This is a genomic window from Lonepinella sp. BR2271, from assembly GCF_051851515.1.
Taxonomy (GTDB): Bacteria; Pseudomonadota; Gammaproteobacteria; order Enterobacterales; family Pasteurellaceae; genus Lonepinella.
On sequence record NZ_JBPDVF010000014.1, the window covers coordinates 1 to 20,966 of the forward strand.

General features: G+C 41.7%; 22 protein-coding genes, 2 tRNA genes and 2 riboswitches. Of the genes, 11 read left to right on the forward strand and 13 right to left on the reverse strand.

Going from position 1 to position 20,966, the window contains the following annotated elements; translation table 11 throughout:
- The coding region (locus ACTG7X_RS10060) for an IS3 family transposase (RefSeq protein WP_439258049.1) at positions 1-125 on the forward strand (125 nt) is incomplete at its 5' end.
- Positions 126-189: 64 nt separating this feature from the next.
- On the opposite strand, the gene der is transcribed toward ACTG7X_RS10060, so the two are convergent.
- The 6 genes from der to dnaQ all read right to left on the reverse strand — a co-directional run bounded on the left by der (position 190) and on the right by dnaQ (position 3,516).
- Positions 190-1,737, reverse strand: a complete 1,548-nt coding sequence (der, locus tag ACTG7X_RS10065) for a ribosome biogenesis GTPase Der (RefSeq protein ID WP_439258327.1) — start codon at positions 1,735-1,737, stop codon at positions 190-192.
- A gap of 25 nt (positions 1,738-1,762) precedes the next feature.
- Positions 1,763-2,116 carry a helix-turn-helix domain-containing protein gene (locus tag ACTG7X_RS10070; protein ID WP_439258385.1) on the reverse strand — a complete coding sequence of 118 codons (354 nt, stop codon included), beginning with the start codon at positions 2,114-2,116 and terminating at the stop codon, positions 1,763-1,765.
- Positions 2,100-2,351, reverse strand: coding sequence for a type II toxin-antitoxin system RelE family toxin (locus ACTG7X_RS10075; protein ID WP_439258328.1), 252 nt, complete (start codon positions 2,349-2,351; stop codon positions 2,100-2,102). The genes ACTG7X_RS10070 and ACTG7X_RS10075 overlap by 17 nt, the downstream gene beginning before the upstream one ends.
- 117 nt (positions 2,352-2,468) lie before the next feature.
- Positions 2,469-2,545: transfer RNA gene (locus tag ACTG7X_RS10080), tRNA-Asp, on the reverse strand.
- Positions 2,546-2,579: 34 nt separating this feature from the next.
- A tRNA-Asp gene (locus ACTG7X_RS10085) sits at positions 2,580-2,656 on the reverse strand.
- A 77-nt stretch (positions 2,657-2,733) separates the two neighbouring features.
- Complete coding sequence (gene dnaQ / locus ACTG7X_RS10090) at positions 2,734-3,516, reverse strand: DNA polymerase III subunit epsilon (RefSeq protein WP_439258329.1); 783 nt, start codon at positions 3,514-3,516, stop codon at positions 2,734-2,736.
- 55 nt (positions 3,517-3,571) lie between these two features.
- Here dnaQ and rnhA point away from each other — a divergent pair, with 55 nt between their 5' ends.
- Together rnhA and ACTG7X_RS10100 are read left to right on the forward strand one after the other, a co-directional pair.
- Entirely contained in the window at positions 3,572-4,033 is a 462-nt protein-coding gene (rnhA, locus tag ACTG7X_RS10095) for a ribonuclease HI (RefSeq protein ID WP_439258330.1), read from the forward strand.
- A 141-nt stretch (positions 4,034-4,174) separates the two neighbouring features.
- Complete coding sequence (locus tag ACTG7X_RS10100; protein WP_439258331.1) at positions 4,175-4,654, forward strand: Dps family protein; 480 nt, start codon at positions 4,175-4,177, stop codon at positions 4,652-4,654.
- A gap of 52 nt (positions 4,655-4,706) precedes the next feature.
- Here ACTG7X_RS10100 and mtgA read toward each other — a convergent pair whose 3' ends face one another.
- The 5 genes from mtgA to ACTG7X_RS10125 all read right to left on the reverse strand — a co-directional run bounded on the left by mtgA (position 4,707) and on the right by ACTG7X_RS10125 (position 9,329).
- Positions 4,707-5,450, reverse strand: a complete 744-nt coding sequence (mtgA, locus tag ACTG7X_RS10105; protein ID WP_439258332.1) for a monofunctional biosynthetic peptidoglycan transglycosylase — start codon at positions 5,448-5,450, stop codon at positions 4,707-4,709.
- Positions 5,434-5,736 carry a trp operon repressor gene (gene trpR / locus ACTG7X_RS10110; protein WP_439258333.1) on the reverse strand — a complete coding sequence of 101 codons (303 nt, stop codon included), beginning with the start codon at positions 5,734-5,736 and terminating at the stop codon, positions 5,434-5,436. Before trpR ends, mtgA begins: the two co-directional genes overlap by 17 nt.
- Positions 5,737-5,865: 129 nt before the next feature.
- The gene (gene yccS, locus ACTG7X_RS10115; protein ID WP_439258334.1) at positions 5,866-8,037 is read right to left on the reverse strand and encodes a YccS family putative transporter; all 2,172 of its coding nucleotides are present in this window, start codon (positions 8,035-8,037) and stop codon (positions 5,866-5,868) included.
- A gap of 26 nt (positions 8,038-8,063) precedes the next feature.
- On the reverse strand, positions 8,064-8,519 hold the full coding sequence (locus tag ACTG7X_RS10120; protein ID WP_439258335.1) for a YccF domain-containing protein: 456 nt from the start codon (positions 8,517-8,519) through the stop codon (positions 8,064-8,066).
- 144 nt (positions 8,520-8,663) lie between these two features.
- Positions 8,664-9,329: a curli polymerization inhibitor CsgI-related protein gene (locus ACTG7X_RS10125; protein ID WP_439258336.1), complete on the reverse strand. Its 666-nt coding sequence runs from the start codon at positions 9,327-9,329 to the stop codon at positions 8,664-8,666.
- Positions 9,330-9,458: 129 nt separating this feature from the next.
- On the opposite strand from ACTG7X_RS10125, the gene ACTG7X_RS10130 reads away from it, so the two are divergent.
- From ACTG7X_RS10130 to ACTG7X_RS10150, 5 genes are all read left to right on the forward strand, one after another.
- Positions 9,459-9,731 carry an acylphosphatase gene (locus ACTG7X_RS10130; protein ID WP_439258337.1) on the forward strand — a complete coding sequence of 91 codons (273 nt, stop codon included), beginning with the start codon at positions 9,459-9,461 and terminating at the stop codon, positions 9,729-9,731.
- A gap of 199 nt (positions 9,732-9,930) precedes the next feature.
- A complete protein-coding gene (locus tag ACTG7X_RS10135; protein WP_439258338.1) occupies positions 9,931-10,359 on the forward strand; it encodes a TOBE domain-containing protein in 429 nt (142 codons plus the stop codon).
- Positions 10,360-10,645: 286 nt separating this feature from the next.
- Positions 10,646-11,890 (forward strand): hypothetical protein, encoded by a 1,245-nt coding sequence (locus tag ACTG7X_RS10140; RefSeq protein ID WP_439258339.1) that lies wholly within the window; start codon positions 10,646-10,648, stop codon positions 11,888-11,890.
- A gap of 27 nt (positions 11,891-11,917) precedes the next feature.
- Positions 11,918-13,093, forward strand: a complete 1,176-nt coding sequence (locus tag ACTG7X_RS10145) for a hypothetical protein (protein ID WP_439258340.1) — start codon at positions 11,918-11,920, stop codon at positions 13,091-13,093.
- 8 nt (positions 13,094-13,101) lie between these two features.
- Positions 13,102-13,647: a hypothetical protein gene (locus ACTG7X_RS10150; RefSeq protein ID WP_439258341.1), complete on the forward strand. Its 546-nt coding sequence runs from the start codon at positions 13,102-13,104 to the stop codon at positions 13,645-13,647.
- Between the two features lie 129 nt (positions 13,648-13,776).
- On the opposite strand, the gene ACTG7X_RS10155 is transcribed toward ACTG7X_RS10150, so the two are convergent.
- Positions 13,777-15,219, reverse strand: coding sequence for an alanine/glycine:cation symporter family protein (locus tag ACTG7X_RS10155; protein WP_439258342.1), 1,443 nt, complete (start codon positions 15,217-15,219; stop codon positions 13,777-13,779).
- A gap of 283 nt (positions 15,220-15,502) precedes the next feature.
- Between ACTG7X_RS10155 and fdhD the strand changes: the two genes are divergently transcribed.
- Positions 15,503-16,327: a formate dehydrogenase accessory sulfurtransferase FdhD gene (gene fdhD / locus ACTG7X_RS10160; protein ID WP_439258343.1), complete on the forward strand. Its 825-nt coding sequence runs from the start codon at positions 15,503-15,505 to the stop codon at positions 16,325-16,327.
- Here fdhD and ACTG7X_RS10165 read toward each other — a convergent pair.
- Positions 16,324-17,379, reverse strand: a complete 1,056-nt coding sequence (locus ACTG7X_RS10165) for an ABC transporter substrate-binding protein (protein WP_439258344.1) — start codon at positions 17,377-17,379, stop codon at positions 16,324-16,326. The two genes, fdhD and ACTG7X_RS10165, sit on opposite strands and share 4 nt — an antisense overlap.
- 74 nt (positions 17,380-17,453) lie before the next feature.
- Positions 17,454-17,555, reverse strand: a riboswitch (TPP riboswitch).
- A 112-nt stretch (positions 17,556-17,667) separates the two neighbouring features.
- On the opposite strand from ACTG7X_RS10165, the gene uvrD reads away from it, so the two are divergent.
- Complete coding sequence (uvrD, locus tag ACTG7X_RS10170) at positions 17,668-19,878, forward strand: DNA helicase II (protein ID WP_439258345.1); 2,211 nt, start codon at positions 17,668-17,670, stop codon at positions 19,876-19,878.
- Between the two features lie 16 nt (positions 19,879-19,894).
- Positions 19,895-20,767, forward strand: a complete 873-nt coding sequence (gene rarD, locus ACTG7X_RS10175) for an EamA family transporter RarD (RefSeq protein ID WP_439258346.1) — start codon at positions 19,895-19,897, stop codon at positions 20,765-20,767.
- Between the two features lie 53 nt (positions 20,768-20,820).
- A riboswitch (TPP riboswitch) is annotated at positions 20,821-20,929 on the forward strand.
- Positions 20,930-20,966 lie beyond the last annotated feature (37 nt).

Consider the following 20,966-nt stretch of genomic DNA (forward strand, 5'->3'; position numbering starts at 1 on the left):
TTAAGACCGTTGATGAAATTAAAATAATGATTGATGAGTATGTTCACTATTACAATAAAGAGCGTATTCAGTTAAAATTAAAAGGGCTGAGTCCGATACAATATCGTCGTCAGTCCTTGATGTAAGTGTCTAACTTTTTGGGGTCAGATCAAAAAACGTCAATTTTTTGCACCGCACTTTTTTGTTTCCCTATCGTTTTGATTTCTTAATAAACTTCATCAACCGTTTCCGTTTGCGTAATTGGGTCGGCGTGAGCGTATTGCGTTTGCCTGCAAAGGGGTTGTTGCCCTCTTGGAATTGAATTCGAATTGGGCTGCCGATAATTTTTAGGCTACGGCGGTAGTAGTTGGATAAATAGCGTTTGTAACTGTCCGCCAGTTTATCCATTTGGTTGCCGTGTACCACAATAATCGGCGGATTGTAGCCGCCGGGATGGGCGTATTTGAGTTTAATTCGGCGACCATTTGCCAGTGGCGGTTGGTGTTCGTCCGTTGCCATTTGTAAAATGCGGGTGAGTAGGGATGTGGTCATTTTTTGCGTGGCACAAGCGTAAGCCTCTTGCACCGATTCAAATAAATTGCCTACGCCGCTGCCGTGTAAGGCAGAAATAAAATGCACACGGGCGAAGTCGATAAAATCTAAACGACGATCCAGTTCGGATTTGACTCGATCTTTCACTTCTTGATCTAAGCCATCCCATTTATTCACCACGATCACCAATGAGCGACCTGCATTTAAAATAAAGCCGAGCAACGATAAATCCTGATCGGAAATGCCTTCACGGGCGTCAATGGTAAGCAACACGACATTGGCATCTTGAATCGCTTGTAAGGTTTTGATTACGGAGAATTTTTCCACCGTTAAATGCACCTTGCCCCGTTTGCGTACGCCTGCGGTGTCGATAATGGTGTAATGTTGCCCGTCACGTTCCATGGGAATATAAATGCTATCTCGGGTTGTGCCGGGTAAATCGTAAACTACTACCCGATCTTCGCCTAAAATGCGATTAGTGAGTGTTGATTTGCCCACATTTGGTCGCCCCACAATAGCGATTTTGATGTTTTTATTTTCAGGCTGTTCGCTTTCTTCTTCAAGGGCTTCATCTAAAAGTGCGGTGTCATTTTCATCAGAAAAATCAAACTCGTTATCCCATTCGTCTTTTTCTGCTTCAGTATCTTCGTCATTTTCCACCGCGGTTTCGGTAGCGTTAAATTGAGCAGCGAAGGGGGCAAGTACGTCTTCAATTAATTGCGTCACGCCCCGTCCTTGTGATGCCGCGATTTGAGCGATTTCGCCTAGTCCTAATTGATAAAATTCAGCACAATGAGAATCCGCATCAATGCCATCGGTTTTATTGGCAACCACCACCGTGGTTTTGTTTTGGCGTTGGCGTAAATACTGGGCAATGCCAATATCTGCTGGGGTTAAACCTGCTCGAGCATCCACTAAAAACAGCACAATATCGGCTTCTTCAATGGCGAGTAACGATTGTTCTGCCATTTTTTCTTCCACGCCTTCTTCGGTGCCATCAATCCCCCCCGTGTCAATGACAATAAAATCAAAGCCAGCTACATGGGCTTGGCCGTATTTGCGATCTCGGGTTAAGCCTGGGAAATCCGCCACTAAAGCGTCACGAGTGCGAGTAAGGCGGTTAAATAGGGTGGATTTGCCCACATTTGGGCGACCGACGAGGGCGATCACGGGAGTGGGTTGGGTAATTTCTGTTGTTATAGTCATAAAAACCTTAAATTTGTTTGTTCAATTAAAAATCTAATTGTTCGGCACGAATACCGAATGCTTGAGCAATTTTTTCTCTCGTACTTTTGCGTAATTTCGTTGCATTTTCGTGTTGAGAATAAGCAGATTGTGAAATTTGTAATCGTTCAGCCACTTCAGATTGGGTTAATCCTAAATGTTCACGCCAGGCACGTACTGCCGTGAGATTTTGTTTTAAGGCAAGCCCCACGACTTCATAAGGAACGCCTGAATTTTCATCTATATCCTGTGTTAAATTGGCTTTTTCTTTTAGCCATTCAAAAACGTTAAAGGGTAATACTGCATAAGCAGGTAACCCATTGTTATCATTTAAAATCTGCACATTAGTAAGTGTTGTCATCACGTTTTTTTACCTCTTCAATTGAGATGATATTCATTATGCCATTTTGGAAATTGAAAAGAACTCGATAGTTTCCAACCCGAAAACGATATTGGTATTTGTGATTTTTTAATGCTTTCACATTGGGACAATGAGGAAAATCTTTCAAGGTTTCACATTTATCATAAATTTCGATACCTTGTGGAATTTTTCTTAATTGTTTAATGGCTTTCGGCTGAAAAATTATTTTATTCATATTTTCTCTTTATTTCTTATATTATCTCTCTTTTTATAAGTGAAATAAAGATAAATATAAGTTTATTTATATTCTTGGCAATAAAAAAGCACCTAAAAAACTAGGTGCTTAAAAGGTTGGCGGAATGGACGGGACTCGAACCCGCGACCCCCTGCGTGACAGGCAGGTATTCTAACCAGCTGAACTACCACTCCGCATCATAGGAGTTAAAATGAAAATAAAATTTGTTGGCGGAATGGACGGGACTCGAACCCGCGACCCCCTGCGTGACAGGCAGGTATTCTAACCAGCTGAACTACCACTCCGCACTGGTGAAACGCATAATAATAGCGAATGAATGTTCCGTCAACCCTTTTTTGCAATCTTTGATTTGCTTGCTTAATTAATGCACGGTTTCTGGACTTTCTAGGCTAGGGTTTAACCGTTTAACCCAAAGGCAGTTGTCTTTGCTCTTTTTATTAATCAACTTAATGTAATCTTGATGGGCTTGAATTTCATCTTCTGTCAGCATTAAAACAGGCAAATCTTGCCGAATATTCACCGCACTTTTTGTTTGTTGTGCGGTATTGAGAACATTGTTCTGGTTGTCGTTCTCCACATCATCAAATAGATTTTTTTGCCCCCCTGTCATAGCCAGATAAACATCACCTAGAATTTCTGCATCCAGTAAGGCGCCGTGCAAGGTACGTTTGCTGTTGTCGATATTTAAACGATCACAGAGAGCGTCTAAGCCGTTGCGTTTGCCTGGGTATTGTTTGCGTGCTAATTGCAGGGTGTCGGTGACCAAACAAATGTCGTCGGTTTTGATATTTAAATGATGTTTGCGAAATTCATAATCCATAAAGCCCACATCAAAGGGAGCATTGTGAATTAACAATTCGGCACCGCTAATGAAATCAATAAATTCTTGCGCAACGGCGTTGAAATCTGGTTTATCTTTCAGGTCATCATCAGTAATGCCATGAACTTTGATGGCCTCAGGATCCACGGGACGATCGGGTTTAATGTATAAATGTAGTTTGCGTCCGGTAAAACGGCGGTTAATCATTTCCACTGCACCGATTTCAATAATGCAATGTCCCTCGTAATGCGCACCAAATTCGTTCATCCCTGTGGTTTCGGTATCCAGTACAATTTGGCGATTGGTATCAATGTTCATTGTCATAATTTCTGTATCTTTGTTAGAATATTGGCTCTTATTGATTTATTTTAACAGATTTATGCAAAAACAAATTGAAATTTTTACGGATGGTTCTTGCTTAGGCAATCCGGGGGCAGGTGGAATTGGCGTTTTATTGCGTTATAAACAGCATGAGAAAACCCTGTCGAAAGGCTATTTTAATACCACCAATAACCGCATGGAACTGCGAGCGGTGATTGAGGCGTTGAATAGCTTGAAAGAACCTTGCACGGTGATTATTGCGAGCGACAGCCAATATATGAAAAATGGCATTACGCAATGGATTTTTAATTGGAAAAAAAACAATTGGAAAGCCAGTACAGGCAAGCCGGTGAAGAATAAAGATTTATGGGTATTATTGGATCAGGCTATTCAACGACATCAAATTCAATGGCATTGGGTAAAAGGCCACGCTGGCCATAGAGAGAATGAGATCTGTGATGAATTGGCCCGCCAAGGGGCGGAAAATCCGAGCTTGGAGGATGTGGGTTATCAAGATTAATTAATTTAAACGATTGAATGTTAATTTTTGATAGTTAAAAATAATTACACTAATTTGTGATATTGATTTGTACTGTCTATTAATCCTGACTATAATGCACACATCAACCAATCAATATTCACTTAACAAAAGGAAAATAATATGACAAACAGTATCGGTTTAGATAAAGCAACTTCAGCGAAAATTGCACAAGAATTAAATAACTTATTAGCCACTTATCAAGTATTTTACATGAATGTACGTGGCTATCACTGGAATATCAAGGGTGTTCAATTCTTCTCATTACACGAAAAATTTGAAGAATACTATGATGATTTAGTGGAAAAAGTAGATGAAATCGCAGAACGTATTTTAACTTTAGGCTATACGCCAGTGCATGCGTTCAGCGAATATTTGAGCCAATCACGTATTCAAGAACACAAAAATGCCACCTCTGCACAAGATACGTTGCAAGGGACATTAAAAGGGTTTCAAACCTTGTTACAACAACAACGTGAAATTTTAGCCTTAGCGGGCGACGCTGAAGATGAAGGTACCGCCGCATTAATGGGCGACTATATCAGCGCACAAGAAAAAACCATTTGGATGTTAAAAGCCGCTTGCGAAAGCTGCAACGCTTAGTTTTTTCATGTTATTAAAAATCTGGCCGACCCTCAGAACGGCCAGATTTTTTTTAATCCAATTTCTTCAAATAGCCTGTTCCGAGAGCATTCATTTGCTTTAAAATCCAAACTTGTTTGCGTTTAGTCATACGACCCGGTTTTAACACTTTAAAGCTAATCGGATTTGGCAACACAGCCGCCAACAAAGCGGCCTCTTCTTTGCTCAATTTTTTGGCGGATTTTTTAAAATAATATTGACTAGCGGCCTCCACCCCAAAAATTCCCTCGCCCAATTCGGCAATATTTAAATACACTTCGAGAATTCGTTTTTTTGACCACAGGGTTTCTAAGGTCAGCGTTACAGGCACTTCTAAGCCTTTGCGGATCCAACTTTGCCCGTGCCATAAATACAGATTTTTGGCGGTTTGTTGCGAAATCGTGGAGGCTCCACGAATTTTATTGGAGCTTTGATTGTGGTCAATGGCCTTTTCAATGGCGTTTAAATCGAAACCATAATGATCGGGAAAACGCTGATCTTCCGCCGCAATCACGGCCAGTTGCATATAAGGGGAAATCTCCTCAAGACTGACCCAATGCTGTTGAATGGAATAATCAAAATCCAGATGTAACCAATGGCCCAATTTTTGTTGGATCATATAAGCCGAAGTGGGAATCGGGATCACACGTAATAACAGGCTGAGGAGGAGAAAGCCAAGTAAAAAACGCCACAAAAAGCCACCGCACTTTTGGCATAAGGTGGGGCGGGAAGTGCGGTATTTTTTGCGGGAAAATAATCGATTAAGGATTGTTCTCATCAATTTGTTGTTTCACCCAGTCTAAGAAATCTTGATCCATTAATTTTAGCATATTGGAGCCACGGGTGATAGTGGCGGCACTGGTATTGAGATTTTGCTGAATTTCCCGTTGTGGAATGTTTTTATCCAGTAATTGAGCGACAATTTGTAAACGTAATCCCACCGCATCCCGTTCGTCTGCCGTGAGCAACAGGGTGAGTAATTCTTCGTCCTTACCTTGTGCCACCGCATGACGCAAGGTGTGAATAAAGGTACGCCACTGATCCATATTTCGGCTAATATACATGTTATACTCCCACACTATTAAACTAGTGCATATTAGTATAAACGATCTTGCTCAGTTTGGGAAAACAAAATTTGGGGTTGTTGCTGTAAAATCTGAGGTAAGCTGAAACATAATCCGAATAAGGCCAGTTTAAACGGACGTAATTTCATTGGGACGATCCTGATTTGTCGGTGTTTGTACAAGGTGATAAAGCGGTGGTAACAGTTGAGCCATTAAATTAAGCTGTTGCATTGGCATATTAAATACCGCACGGCTTGGCGTGTCGTTGGTTTGTGCCAGACTGTTTTTAATGCCTTGATCGATTTGCTGAAAAAGTGCCTCAAATTGTACCGCACTTAGGCTTGGCAAATTATCTAATAGCTGAATAATTTTTTTAGCAATAGGGTAAAATTCACTGAGAAACAGCACATCTTGCGTGAGCTTTTGCATTTGCTCACGATAGGCACCCAAGGCAGAAATATAGCCTAAAAGTGCGGTGTTTAATTTTAATAATTCAAAGCCTTGTTGCAAATGGCGAGCGTATTTTTTCGGCTCATTGTTCATATTGCTGATGGTGGTGCTTAATCTTGTGGCGTTGTCATGGGCCTCACGTCGTACAATGCGGTATTTCAAATCGTCGCCACGACCAAATTGTAAATGGCTAATAATATGCAATAGATAATTAGCTTGGCTTTTGATCACCTGTTGGCTGACCTGATCAAGTTGCAAATATTTCCAATCCGACCACAAATAACTCACGGCAAACCATGCCAACGCAGTACCAATCAGGGTATCAATTAAGCGAGGCAACAAGGCGGCATACAGATCGAATCCCATAATATCAAAGCTGGCCAACACTTGAATGGTAATAAAAAAGGTTGAGAAACTGTAATTATTGCTACGGAAGAAATAAAACAGCGTACTGGCGATCACCACCACCGCCAATTTGGCCTCCAAAGTTGAGGTCATATAAGGCAATAGCGATCCCACAATCACCCCTAAAATGGTGCCGATAATCCGTTGTTTCAGGCGTAGCTTGGTGGCGGAATAATTGGGCTGACAGACAAAAATAATGGTCAGCAAAACCCAATAGCCCCGATCCGCTTGTAAGTGAAAATATTCCACCAACGCACAGCAGAAAAACACCACCAAGGACAAGCGCATAGCATGGCGGAACAGTTGGGATTGAAAGGTAAAATGACGGCCAATATGGCGTACAATTTGACGTAGCCCCGTGATATTTTCGGTGTAAATCGTGCGGGTTTCGGGCGTTTGTATAGGTTGCGAAAGGGATTGCAGTTGGCAATGAATATTATGCAAGTTATCGAGCAATGTTTTAATATGATGTAATGCTGAATTATCTTGGTGCTGTTGCGCATATAATTCAAAGGATTGACTGATCCCCTGTATGGCGCGTTCCAAACGGGCTTGTGGTTGATAATCTTGGGCTTTTTGCAAGGCATGGGCAATGTCTCGACAGGCTTGCGCTTGTAATTCTAACAGACGTTGAATGCGAAAAATCAAATCGGCATTTTTAAGCTGTTCGGCCAAGGTTTTATAGTCAAAATGGCTTGAATTAGCGCGTTCGTGGATTTCTTGCGCCGCCATATAATAACGGCACATTTTACTGGTGTAAGAATAGCGGTGATTATCTCGCATACGATAAAATAGTGCGGTGCGACATTCATTAAATACCTGAATTAACTGGCTATTTTCCATGGCTAAAGTTAATTGTTTGCTTGCTAACTGCTCAATATCATCAGGATCAAAAAACGCCGCTTTGGCATCCAAATAGGCCCCCAAGGCCACAAATGCCCGACTGACTTTTTCTTGCAAAGGGCGGTGTGGAAAGCAAAGATGTACCGTGACGGTAATTACACTATATAACAGGGTACCGGCTAAAATCATCAACGGATTAATATACCAAGGCGTGTCTGGTATATAAGCGAGGGTGGTGTAAAGCGATACCACCAAGGTGCCAAACGCAATGGTGCTATAACGTTGACCTACCGCACCAATCATGGTGAATACAAAGGTCATGGCGGTCATGGAGAGGACAAACCAAATGCCCTGATTGAGAAAATATTGGGTGACTAAGGAAGAAATGGAAAAGGCAATCAGCGTATAAAAAATATTCTTTAAGCGACCAGATAAACGGTGATCTAAATCCACCAAACTGGCCGCAATCACGCCTAAAATTAACGGCATGCTTTGGTCGGTAATCTGCAATAACCAGATCAACACACAAGCCAGATTGACCGCAATGGCAATCGGCAAGATGGCAATGATTTTACTGTTAAGTTGAAGTCCCTTTTTTTGCATAGGATCGCCTTGTTCGCTTATTGTCCTTAGGCATTACAGCGTAAGGTAAATTCCCGCTCTGCGGCTTGCTGACGAGCAAACGCCGCCAATTCTTTGCTGACCACTCGTTGCCCGACGGGGAACAAGGAAATCGGCGCTAATTTAAAATGCGCCAAACCCGTCGGAATGTTGACTAAACTGACACATTGGCCAATGCCCACAAAAATGTGCATTAAACACAGCCACCAACCGCAGAACACAAACCATACAATATTTAAGACTTTACCTAATACCTCTGATCCAGAATAATCAGGCTCTAAATATTTCACATGCACAATATCATTGCCAAAGGGCACCAAAGACATTTTGGTAATTTCCCAACAGCTACGCGTATAAGGCAAGGTGATAATCAATATCGCACTGATTACCGTTGCCGCTAACCAACCGAGTGTCACCGCAAAGCCACCGAGGACGAAATTGAGAATATTTAAGATAAACGCCATAAAAATATCCTATAAACAAAAGTGCTAAACCCCGCACTTGCGTACGGGGTTATACTAAGTAACGCCACGCCGTGGCTTTATTACCTACCTAGATGTAGAACATCATAATATGTTTAGTTTGGTACACACAAGTACTAAACAGAACTATTTTTGATTTTTTACCCAGTTTAAGAAACGTTGTTGGGTTTCTTTATCGGCTTGTTGATACCAATATTGCAACATTTGCTCCGCTGCATTTTCACCTTGTACGGTGACTTTGCCTTTTTGCACTTTGCCATTGGTGCCTACCGTGGCAACCGTGGCCGGTAGCGTCGCAGTGGCTAAGCCAGGTACGGCGGCAACCGCGCCAGAGGAATTGTATTCAGATAAATTTTCCACTAAGTTCACGCCCGGTAAAAAGCCTTCTTGTTTCAAATAATCTTGTTTAATGCTAACGACTTTGCCTGAGGTCGTTTTTACGCTAATGCTTGGGTTTTGTCTAAACTGTTCCGCATCACGGTCGGTGCTTAAATGCGGGGCAGAAATTTGCATATCTTCCGTGGTGCCTTGAAATGTCACTACAATAGGATCGCTTTCAAACAAGCTACGGTCGGATCCTTCACGCACAATTTCAGACACACGCACCACCACTTGGTGAGTATTGGTATCATTCACATTGAAAGAACGCACGTCTTTTAATAAGGATTTACTGGCTTTTTGCCCGTCAATGGCTAAAAACTCAAGATTAGAAGAACTGGTCACTACACCAGCCAAACAGGTTGAACTTGCAAATAATGCTACGCTAGCAATGGCAGCAAGACGAAATTTCATATTGACTCCTTTTGGATTGATCGGATTGGCACTTTTTATTATCCTAAAGTGACGGCTAATATGCTATGCTAATTTTACTAAAATGGAAATAGCAAAATGCAAAAAAATGGATATTTCTTAGGTGGATATATGGAAAAAAAACAGTTTACCGTTTATGGACGGGTGCAGGGCGTCGGATTTCGTTTTTATACCTTATTACAAGCGGGTAAATTAGGTGTGGGCGGTTATGTTAAAAATCTGACTGACGGCGCAGTATTAGCCGTAGTGGTGGGCGAACCTGAACAAGTGAATGCCATGCGTGATTGGTTACACAAAGGCTCACCGTCCGCGGAAGTTAGTCGTGTAGTGGAGCAAGATTATACCGGTGAACGTGAATTTTCAGGCTTTGCCATTGAACATTAGGGAAAACGACAGCGTACCCTTGACAACAAAACGGCTAGCATAAAAAAAAGCGAGTGACGTGGGACGACACTCGCAAAAATACTACCATGATTATTATCTATACGTCTGCATTATATAGTTTTTTATATAATGTTCAAGCAGTATTTTTAGGTTATAATGAAATTTGTGATTTTATTCTATTCATTTAACAAGGAAAATTATGGCCATTAGTGCAAGAAACCAACTCCAAGCGACCGTGCAAGGCATTAAAAAAGGTATCACCACGGACGTGATTGAACTCGCTTTAGCCGGCGGTGAAAAATTAGTTGCCTCCATTACCTCGGAAAGCACTGAAAATTTAGGCTTACAATTAGGCTCAAATGTCATTGCGATTTTCAAAGCGCCGTCAGTGATTTTATCTACCGACAACGATCTCATCTTATCTTCGCGTAACCAGTTCGAAGCCAAGGTGCAACAAGTGACCTACGGTGCTGTAAATGCCGAAGTGAACGTCAAGACCGCGGGTGGCGTAGAACTCACCGCGATTATCACCGAAACCAGCGTTAAAAATCTGGGGTTAGTGGTCGGCTCGCCAGTCAACGCGTTAATTAAAGCATCACATATTGTATTGGGCGTAAAACGCGCATAATTGCTTTCATACAAGCGCGGTGAAAAAAGCACAACATTTTCACCGCGCTTTTTGTTATCCCATCTTTACGGTTTTATCCGTGATTAATCTAATTTGCCCGCCCAAATTAACAAGCCCTAATCTTTTGTGCTCCAAAAAATAAGATCCTTTTAATCCGAAAAAATGCGAAGTGCGGTGTAAAATGGTGTTTTTTTTTACAGTACATAAATTATAATCTCTGGCGTGATTTTGGGAACTTGATCCTTTTTCACATCCTTTCTTTTTATTTTTACAACAGGATCATGATATGAAAATGAAAAAACAGTTTTTTCTCAGCTTAGGGGCTGCACTGGTGTTGGTTGGGTGTGGTGATGATAAATCGGCACTGCAGGATGTGGATTTCCCAACGGAACTGCAAAGCCAAGCGTTTTATAGTCAACATTTAGATCAAGCCAAAGCCACTAATCAACAATGTAAGCAAGTTTTAAAAACGAATGAGAAACTTGTAGGTCAACTTTTTAAACAACAACGACACGAAAGGGACGTGGAGGAGAATCCTAAATTAATCATTGATACCATTGCATTAAGTCATAAATATTATAATTTTTTGGAAAATTGTGCCAATGCTATGGTGGCATGGCTACTTGCCGAGCCTGTTTTCCCGAAAACAGCAGAAAGAAATACTTATCAACAATTTAACACTTGGTGGAATGACAATTATGAGAAAGATAATTTTCTCTCAGAGTATTCAAACGGTATTTTATTGGCTTCGACTGAATATCAAGTAGTGCGAATGAACACTATTTTGAAGGTTCGGAAAAAAGAGATTGAATTCCAATTTGATAAGGAGATGGAACGATCGAAACAGGAATATATCAATCAACAGTTGGATCATTTTCTTCAACCTGTGGAACAAGAATGGGCAAATATTAATTGGCAACAGGGAATCAATAAACTAATAAACATTAATTCAGATTTGGGGTGGCTTGGATGGAATAAGCGAAACGAATTTGAGGATCAGCCAACATTAAAGGATCTGCTGTCAGCTTATTTAGCAAAAAACGATGATTGGATGTATTTTGATCAAAGGAAAGAAAGTGATTATGACAAAAAACACAATAAAGAAAAACGTGATTGGCTATTCCTCCGTGCTCTTTACGCTAAATATTATCAAGCAGGCTTAAAAGAACTGTTAGCTAAATCCTATCCTGATTTACTCAAGGACAACAGCTATTGCCAGTTGGATCAACGAGAAGGTTCTGTTTGTTCCATTTATAAAACAGCGTTACAGCAAAAATGGCAACAGCAAGAGCGTGATTATATGATGAATTTTGATCGCTTAAAAACTGATTTCAATCAATGTGTGGCGAAAATGGAAAGTTATATCACGGAGAATAATCTTCCTAAACGTTCTGAAGATCTTTCTGGCCAGCAAATTCAACAGTTGAGAGAGAAGAAAGAGCAAATTTATCAAACCTATCCTTGTAATTTTGCCGAAAGTGCCTTAAAAAAATTGGGGCTAGAAGTGGATTATGTGAATAAATTAAATTAATCGCCATTGAGAAAACAGGATTCAATTATGTTAAAAAAACTATCAACTTTAAAACACCACCGTGTTCAAACATCACTTATGCTTTCCCTGATGATCAGTGCAGGCTTAACCGCTTGCGGTGGCGGTGAAGAACAAACTGTCAATTTTGGGTTGCCACAAACGGTGGAATCTACGGATTATTATTTGCAACATCCTGATGAACGCAGTTTAACGCTTAGATTGTGTGACGTTATGATCGACAAGGCAAAAAAACCAAGAGGGGGAAGCCTGAATGGCTTTACAATGCAAAAACTAGGTGGGGCGAAAACGCCAGAAGAGGCAGGAGAAAAGTTAGTCCAGCAATTTAAACAACAGTTTGTCAAATTTGATGAAAATTGTGTGAATGCGGCGAATGCTCAACTCACTTTTTTGAAAGAGCCCACTAAATATGAAGGGGATTGTGGTTCGGAATTGGATAGTCTTGCGTATAATAACCAGAGTGAGGAACTGAAATGGTTTTTGGATGGTTCGCAAATACAGAAATTTTTTACTGACCATCCAAGAAGTGAAGTGGCATATGATTTGCTAGATCAATGTAAAGAAATAAAAAAACCAAAGGAAATTTCTCAATTAACTCAAACGATTATCAACGATCTTAAAAAACGTGCAGAGGAATACGACAAATTGCCGTGGCAACAAGCAGTGAGAGAATTAGTGCCTAATGAGAAAGTCCATCGTTTTTTTAGTCTTGATGGGAAAACGACATTTGATGATTATTTGAGTGGCAAAGAGCATATTTCTGAAAAAAATGAAATGGATAAGGCACTTTATCTTAAATATGCCCAAACAGGCATTGCCGAATTACGAAAACTTTCTTTTGAAGAGTTAGCCAACACCGAAAAAGATTGTGCCACGGATAAACGGGAATATTCCGTTTGTTGGTTGCGTAATGAAGTGTTGAAAGAAAAAGAACAGCAAATGGTGCAAGAGTTTGTAAATCAACCTGATAAGCTGAAACAAACCTACAATGAACAATGTGCAGGCAAATTGTTGGCGTTTGTGGCAGAACAGGGCGTGACAGATTTTAATCAGGTAGAACAGGAAAAAGTCAATCTGATTAAAGCCAAAGAAAGCGAAATTTTTGAGGCACATCCTTGTTCGGTTGTGGAACAAGCCTTTGATAAGTTGGGTGTTCGTGTGAATCATTACCAAAAATTAGATTAGGAGAAAAAATGGAAAAATTCACGCAATTTAAACAATGGCTAGAGAAGTTTATGCAATCGGAAACGTTCCAAAAGCTGTTGGAAAAGCTGAAAGGCATTTTCACGCCCGTGGTTACTCAAGTGAAACAGTCGGCGGAAACCAATAATTTGTTACGCAAATTGGTCAACCTTGTCAGTCAGCATAAAATTATCACCGCCGTGGTTGCCGCCACGGTGGTGGTTGCCCCGAGTTTTGTCGGCACCAGTGCTAAAATCGAATTTCCAGCACAATGCAAAGGGTTTAAATTCGTTGTTCCCGAGATGGGTTGGGATGTTTTTGGCAAAACTGCCTTGCGACAAATGCTTGAGGCCGAAGATCCTGAAACTATGTTGGCGGATAATGCTAGGGCGCTGAGATTTAGCAATTATGATGGCGATCCTGTGTATTCCAATGAGAAGTTACAAACACTTTTCTTTGCTCACTATGAAAAACTGGCGAAAAGCTCCCAAACTATGGCAGATTCATTCGCAAAGATGGCGGGTGAAGATTGTGAGAGACGGCGGAAATATAAATAGGTTTTAGAACAAAGGGCGAACCTATCATAAAATTTATGTAAATACCTGTTTCTGAAGTAATATTCAAAAACAGGTATTTTATAATGAACAAGAAATAACAATCCGAACAGTATTTTCTCAAACCTTATCTTATTTTTTCCACAATCTTGGATCAAGCTGATATTTTTTCAAACTTGGGTAATCCTCCGCATAAAATACGGGTTCTTGTTTGGCTTTTAATTGACGTTGGTAATCTTTTAAAATAATCCATACCAGTGGCGACAGTAGAATAATGGCGACTAAGTTTACCATGGCCATAATCGCCATCACGGAGTCGGCAAAATCCCATACGATAGTGGCGGAATTGACGGCGCCAAAATACACAAAGAACAATACCACAAGGCGGAAGGCTAGCACTAACCATGGGCGGTTTTTGATAAAGCGAATGTTGCTCTCCGCATAGGCGTAGTTACCGATAATGGATGAAAAGGCGAACAGGAACAAAATAAACGCCAAGAAATGCAAGCCAAACTCACCGACGTGGAACTGCAAAGCGTGCTGAGTCAGCGAAATACTTTGCAAGCCAGAAGTGGCGTAGTCGTCGGAGAGAAGAATAATAATCGCGGTACAGCTACACACCACAATCGTATCCACAAATACGCCAAGCATTTGAATGAGGCCTTGACTAGCGGGATGTTTAACATCTGCGGAGGCGGCAGCATTGGGGGCGGAACCCATCCCCGCTTCGTTGGAGAACAAGCCCCGTTTAATCCCCATTAACATAGATTTTGACAACACGGCACCAAAAAAGCCGCCCGCCATGGCGGAGAAATCAAAGGCGCTTTCGACGATATTTGATAATACCGTTGGTACTTTTTGGATATTCATGCCTAAAATAATCACCGCAATAATCAGATAAAACAACGCCATGGTCGGCACCACTTTGGCAGAAAATCCGCCAATGCGTTTAATGCCACCAAAAATAATTAATCCGCTTAAAATAACAAGTGCGACACCGACATAATGCGCGTCCCATTTCCACGCATTGTGCGTGGCTTCCACAATGGAGTTGGCCTGTACGGCGTTGAATGCAAAACCAAAGGTGAAGATTAACGATAAGGCGAAAATCACCGCTAACCAAGGGGCGCGTAAGCCTTGTGTAATATAATAAGCGGGACCGCCACGAAAAGTGCCGTCTTTGTCTTGCACTTTAAACAATTGCGCCAAACTGGATTCAGCAAAGGCGCTGGACATACCCAGTAACGCGGTCATCCACATCCAGAATACCGCTCCCGGTCCCCCTACGGCAATGGCTGTTGCGACACCGCTGATATTGCCCACGCCCACACGGCTGGCCAAGCCTGTGGTAAAGGCTTGAAACGGGCTTAAAGAATTTCCGTCTGAAACGCGTCCAAACCACATTTCACGCAGACTTTGTGGCAACAAACGTAATTGTACTAAGCCCGTGGTGATAGTAAAAAACAACCCCACCCCAAGCAACAGCACAATGGTAATATCCCACAACGGCGTGCTTAAGGTTTGGTTAAACCAGTTTATTCCTGATTCAATCAGGTCAAAAAATTCGCTTAACATAAAGTGTTCCCCATAGATAAAATAAAATCAACGGGGCGATAATCGCTATTCTTGATAAAAATGTCTAGGTTTTTTATAAGCTATTTAGATAAAAAATGAGTATTTTGAATTTTTTATAAAAAATCATTGTATTTTATGGCGTTTCATCAATAATCTTTAGGTTGTGTTGATGTAATTTGTTATTTGTCTTGTTATTTATAGATAAGGGAAGGGGCTTTGTCATTGCAGTTTGCTTGGTTACACGGTAAAATTCGGCTAATTTATTGCGGAATAGAGAGGCGATATGCCACAAACCATGCCCTTTACTTCATACCAACCACGTACGATAAGTGCGGTGAAAAAAAATACAGAAAATCAGTTAACCGTGCATGCACAAACGGATTTTTTAGCCGTAGAAACCCCTGTCGCTCTAGTCTATAACGGCATTTCTCACACCGTGATGATGTGTACGCCGAGCGAGCTAGAGGATTTTGCTTACGGGTTTTCTTTAACCGAGGGGATTATTGACAAGCCGGCGGATATTTATGGCGTGGATAGAGTGGAAAGTTGCCAAGGCATTGAAGTGCATATTGAATTGGCGAGCCGTTGTTTTATGCGTTTGAAAGAACACCGCCGTACCTTGACGGGCAGAACAGGTTGTGGCATTTGCGGTTCAGAACAATTAAGCCAAGTAACCAAAAAATTGGCGAAATTACACCGCACTTTAATCTTTGATATTCACCGATTAGACGACTGTTTAACGCAAATTCAACAAGCGCAAATGTTAGGCAAACAAACGGGGTCAACCCATGCGGCGGCGTTTTTCGATCCGCAAGGCAAGTTGTTGGCGATTCGGGAAGATGTAGGGCGACATGTGGCATTGGATAAATTGTTAGGTTGGCACGCCAAAACTGGCAAACCCCAAGGCTTGGTGTTAGTGACCAGTCGGGCCAGTTATGAAATGGTACAAAAAACCGTGAGTTGCGGTATTGAAATGCTGGTAGCGATTTCGGCTAGCACCGATCTTGCGGTAAACATGGCGCAAGATTGTGATCTCACCCTGATCGGTTTTGCACGAACAGGGCGAGCCACGATTTATCACGGCGAAGTGCGGTTAAAATACGATTAATTTTTTGGCGTATCCGATTGGGTTTTGGTGACTTCGAACCATTTTTCTAATAGGCGTTTACTTTCTTTATCCGAACCAAAACGAATAAAATCAATATCAATGAGTTTTAATTTGGTCGGATCGCTCGCTTTGGGTGACGGTTGAGCGTGAATATTGGTGGGGATTTGATAAGAATCACCTTGTCGCCATGGAATTTCCTGAGCCTCTGGACTCATCACCCAATCAATAAATAATTTGGCGTTATCAGGATTTCTGGCCCCTTTAATGATACTCGCTGCCCCCAAGGTATAACCTGCCCCCTCGCACGGTAAGATCCCTTTTACAGGGGCGCCTTTGTCTTTTTCTCTCACATAACTGTGCATAAAGCTGATGTCTATGGCCACTTCGCCGGTGGAGAGCCGATTGGTGGCTAAACCGCTTTTGGTGTACTGTGTCACGTTACGGTGCAGTTTTTGGAAATAATCAAAGGCTTTTTCTTCGCCCCAAAGTTGCACTAAGGTACTTAAAAAGGAATAGCCCGTGCCAGACACCCGAGGATCGGGGTATTGCACCTGATCGTGAAAAGCGGGATCGCGCAAATCGGCAAAGCATTTGGGGGTTTGAATACCTAATTTAGCCAGTTTTTCCGTGTTCACCCCGATCGCTAATTCCATTAAATAGACAATGGAAATATGATGATTTAGTTTGGTCATCAGCGGTTGAAATTGAGGCATGACATCCGCTTGTAAAGGGGAACGATAGGGTTCGAGCAAACCTTGATCGGCTGCTTGCAAATGCGGTTCCAAAGTACCGCCATACCACACGTCGGCTTGTGGATTTTTCTTTTCTGCTTTGATTTTGCCTAGCACAATTCCCGTGCTATCACGGATAAATTTAGCGTCCACATTGTACTTTTTAGCAAAGGCTTGGGTCACTTTTTCGCAAGTGGTATTTTGCACACTGCAATATACCGTGAGTTTTCCCTCTGCATAAGCATGAGAAAGGGGGTTCATTGCCACTAAAGCAGTACAAAGTGCGGTGTATTTTAGGCTGGTTTTGAGGGAGTGTTGCATTAACTTATCCTTAATGTTGATGATTAAAATAAGCTAACAGGAATTTGGCTAAGAATGGGACAAAAAGATGATTGATGTTCCGTCCGTTAGTTTCCTACGTCAGCATTAACTGTATCAGGTTCACGGGTATTTTCTCAGCGACTCATTAAAAAAGGGTCGCACCCCGACTAACTACGAGCCTTACTATATGATCGAATTTTGTTGTTGTAAAGCATAAAATTTTAATTGTTTTCCGTGAAAAAACTCGCTATACTGCACTGTAAATAAAAACAGATAAAAGTGATCGTTATGGCAGATATTTCAGAATTACTGGATGGATTAAATGATAAACAACGTGAGGCCGTTTCCGCACCGTTGGGGAATTATCTTGTGTTGGCGGGGGCGGGTAGTGGTAAAACCCGAGTGTTAACGCACCGTGTGGCTTGGTTGGTGGCGGTAGAAAATATTACCGAGGGGAGCATTATGGCGGTGACTTTTACTAATAAAGCCGCTGCGGAAATGCGTCAGCGGATCCAATCTACCTTGGCGCAATATTCGCAACGTAATCTATTTTCTATGTGGGTGGGAACGTTTCATAGCATTGCCCACCGTTTATTGCGTTCTCATTATGCCGACGCCAAATTGCCGCAAGATTTCCAAATTTTAGACAGTGAAGATCAACTGCGCTTGGTTAAACGGCTGTTGAAATTACACGGCTATGACGAGAAAAATTTCCCGCCGAAACAAGCCTGTTGGTTTATTAATAAGCAAAAAGACGAGGGATTACGCCCCCATCAAATTGAGGTCAGCCACAATCGAGAAACGCAAGAATGGGTACGGATTTATCAGATCTATCAAGAAACCTGTGATCGTTCGGGTTTGGTGGACTTTGCTGAAATTTTGTTGCGAGCCTATGAATTATTTGCGCATAATCCGTTGATTTTACAAAGTTATCAACGCCGTTTTAGTCAAATTTTGGTAGATGAATTTCAGGATACCAATACCATTCAATATGCGTGGATCAAATTACTCGCAGGCAAAACCGGTCAGGTGATGATTGTGGGGGATGATGATCAATCTATTTACGGTTGGCGTGGGGCGCAAATTGAGAATATTCAACGTTTTTTACGTGATTTTCATCAAGCGCAAACCATTCGCTTGGAACAAAATTACCGTTCAACGGGCAATATTTTACAATCGGCGAACCAATTAATTACCAATAATAGCAATCGGTTAGGAAAGAACCTGTGGACCAGTGGCGAGCAAGGGGAACCCGTCGGGATCTATGCGGCATTTAATGAATTAGATGAGGCCTTGTTTGTGTCGGCGCAAGTGAAAATCTGGCTAGAAGATGGTGGACAATTACATGATTGCGCCGTGTTATATCGGAGCAACAGCCAGTCTCGGGTGTTGGAGGAGGCCTTTATTCGAGCGGATATTCCTTATCGTATTTATGGCGGTATGCGATTCTTCGAGCGGCAAGAAATTAAAGATGCCTTGGCGTATTTACGCTTAGTGAATAATCCGCATGATGACGCCGCCTTTGAACGTGTGATTAACACGCCAACCCGAGGCATTGGTGAGCGCACCTTGGAAACCTTGCGTGAACTCACTCGTGAACGTCAAATTACCTTGTGGCAAGCCACTCAAGTGGCGATTACCGACAATAAATTGGCAGGGCGAGCGGCTACGGCGTTGTTGCGTTTTGTGGAATTAATTAACGCCTTGGCATTAGATACCAGCCAAATGCCTTTATTTGAGCAAACGGATTTTGTGATTAAGCAATCGGGTTTGTATAAAATGTACCAAGAAGAAAAAGGCGATAAAGGCGAAGTGCGGATCGAAAACTTGGAAGAATTGGTGTCCGCCACCCGTGAATTTATTAAGCCTGCGGAGGCGGAGGACATGACTGATCTCACTGCCTTTTTAACCCATGCGTCCTTAGAGGCCGGTGAGGAGCAAGCCAGTCCGCACCAATCTTGCGTACAAATGATGACCTTGCATTCCGCCAAAGGCTTGGAATTTCCAAGGGTGTTTATGGTGGGCGTTGAGGAGGGAATTTTCCCAAGTAAACAATCCTTATTTGATTTAGAACGATTGGAAGAAGAACGCCGTTTGGCCTATGTAGGAATTACCCGAGCCAAGCAAAAATTGACGATTTGCTATGCGGAAAGTCGCCGTTTATATAATACTCAAGAACAACATCTTCCCTCTCGTTTTATTAATGAACTGCCAGAAGCCTGTTTACAAACCATTCGTTTACGTGGCACGGTGACGAGAGCCTATAATCAGCAAAAAGTGGACGATCACGCCACGCAAAGTGCGGTGCAAAATAACCGTCTTTTTGCACAACATGGTAGCGGTTGGCAAAAAGGGCAGAAAGTGCGTCACGCTAAATTTGGTCAAGGCACCATTATTAATATTGAGGGTGAGGACAACAATACCAGGTTACAAATTGCTTTCCAAGGGCAAGGGATTAAATGGCTGATTGCGCATTTGGCGAAGTTAGAACAGATTTAACGAAATAAGGCGAAATATGATAAAAGGGGTGATTTTTTCCGTCACGGCGTCGCTGTTATTCGGTGTTATTTATTACCTTTCAACGGTTTTACAACCCATGGCGGGTGATGTGTTATTGGGTTGGCGCACCTTGGTTACCTTGCCTTTTTTATTGGTTATGCTTTATGTGATTAAACAACATCAGGTATTCGGTCAATTTCTGATTCAGCTCAAAAATCAACCCCATTTATGGTTAGTGTTATTGGTCACGAGTGCCAATATGGGGATCCAAATGTGGTTATTTTTGTGGGCGCCAGTGAATACCCGAGCCATTGAAGTGTCCATGGGGTATTTATTAATGCCGTTAATTATGGTGTTAATTGGGCGCTTTTTATACAAAGAACGGATTTCCAAAATCAAAGCCTATGCGGTGTTGTTTGCGGCCATTGGGGTGTTAAGCAAAATTATTTTATCAGGCACATTTTCATGGGAAAGTGCTTTGGCTTGTTTGGGTTATCCCTTGTATTTCGTGATTCGTCGCCGTTTTAATATTCTGCATTTTTCTAGCTTTGTGATGGAAATGATCTTGCTGTTACCCATTTCCATTTATTTGGCAAGCCAAGCAGATATGAGTTGGATTCAGTCACAAAATCCATATATTTATGTTTGGTTAGCGGTATTAGGCATTGTCGGTGCGGTGGCTTTAGGCGTGTATGTGTTGGCGAGCCAATCCTTGCCAATGAATTTATTTGGTTTATTGAGTTACCTCGAACCCTTTAGCATGTTTACCGTGTCATTTTTAATTGGCGAACGTTTAGAAAGTGATTCCTACCTGTTAATGGCGGGCTTATTTATTTCTATTTTGTTATTGATATTTGACGGTGTGTTGCGAATTCGGCAAAAAAGTTAATGTTTTATGAGCAAGTTAGTTGTCAAAGTCGCATAAAAACGATTAAACTAATGTTGTTCTCATCGGGGTGCAGAGTTAACCATCAGGTTAACCAGGCTGAGAAAATACCCGTAGAACCTGAACCGAGTAATATCAGCGTAGGGATTTGGGAAACGTCAAAAAATATTGTCTATTTTGACCGCACTTAAATTCCTTTAAT

Coding starts and splice junctions, on each gene's coding strand:
- der (WP_439258327.1), bottom strand. CDS start 1,737: ATGACTATAACAACAGAAATTACCCAACCCACTCCCGTGATCGCCCTC.
- ACTG7X_RS10070 (WP_439258385.1), bottom strand. CDS start 2,116: ATGACAACACTTACTAATGTGCAGATTTTAAATGATAACAATGGGTTA.
- ACTG7X_RS10075 (WP_439258328.1), bottom strand. CDS start 2,351: ATGAATAAAATAATTTTTCAGCCGAAAGCCATTAAACAATTAAGAAAA.
- dnaQ (WP_439258329.1), bottom strand. CDS start 3,516: ATGACAATGAACATTGATACCAATCGCCAAATTGTACTGGATACCGAA.
- rnhA (WP_439258330.1), top strand. CDS start 3,572: ATGCAAAAACAAATTGAAATTTTTACGGATGGTTCTTGCTTAGGCAAT.
- ACTG7X_RS10100 (WP_439258331.1), top strand. CDS start 4,175: ATGACAAACAGTATCGGTTTAGATAAAGCAACTTCAGCGAAAATTGCA.
- mtgA (WP_439258332.1), bottom strand. CDS start 5,450: ATGAGAACAATCCTTAATCGATTATTTTCCCGCAAAAAATACCGCACT.
- trpR (WP_439258333.1), bottom strand. CDS start 5,736: ATGTATATTAGCCGAAATATGGATCAGTGGCGTACCTTTATTCACACC.
- yccS (WP_439258334.1), bottom strand. CDS start 8,037: ATGCAAAAAAAGGGACTTCAACTTAACAGTAAAATCATTGCCATCTTG.
- ACTG7X_RS10120 (WP_439258335.1), bottom strand. CDS start 8,519: ATGGCGTTTATCTTAAATATTCTCAATTTCGTCCTCGGTGGCTTTGCG.
- ACTG7X_RS10125 (WP_439258336.1), bottom strand. CDS start 9,329: ATGAAATTTCGTCTTGCTGCCATTGCTAGCGTAGCATTATTTGCAAGT.
- ACTG7X_RS10130 (WP_439258337.1), top strand. CDS start 9,459: ATGGAAAAAAAACAGTTTACCGTTTATGGACGGGTGCAGGGCGTCGGA.
- ACTG7X_RS10135 (WP_439258338.1), top strand. CDS start 9,931: ATGGCCATTAGTGCAAGAAACCAACTCCAAGCGACCGTGCAAGGCATT.
- ACTG7X_RS10140 (WP_439258339.1), top strand. CDS start 10,646: ATGAAAATGAAAAAACAGTTTTTTCTCAGCTTAGGGGCTGCACTGGTG.
- ACTG7X_RS10145 (WP_439258340.1), top strand. CDS start 11,918: ATGTTAAAAAAACTATCAACTTTAAAACACCACCGTGTTCAAACATCA.
- ACTG7X_RS10150 (WP_439258341.1), top strand. CDS start 13,102: ATGGAAAAATTCACGCAATTTAAACAATGGCTAGAGAAGTTTATGCAA.
- ACTG7X_RS10155 (WP_439258342.1), bottom strand. CDS start 15,219: ATGTTAAGCGAATTTTTTGACCTGATTGAATCAGGAATAAACTGGTTT.
- fdhD (WP_439258343.1), top strand. CDS start 15,503: ATGCCACAAACCATGCCCTTTACTTCATACCAACCACGTACGATAAGT.
- ACTG7X_RS10165 (WP_439258344.1), bottom strand. CDS start 17,379: ATGCAACACTCCCTCAAAACCAGCCTAAAATACACCGCACTTTGTACT.
- uvrD (WP_439258345.1), top strand. CDS start 17,668: ATGGCAGATATTTCAGAATTACTGGATGGATTAAATGATAAACAACGT.
- rarD (WP_439258346.1), top strand. CDS start 19,895: ATGATAAAAGGGGTGATTTTTTCCGTCACGGCGTCGCTGTTATTCGGT.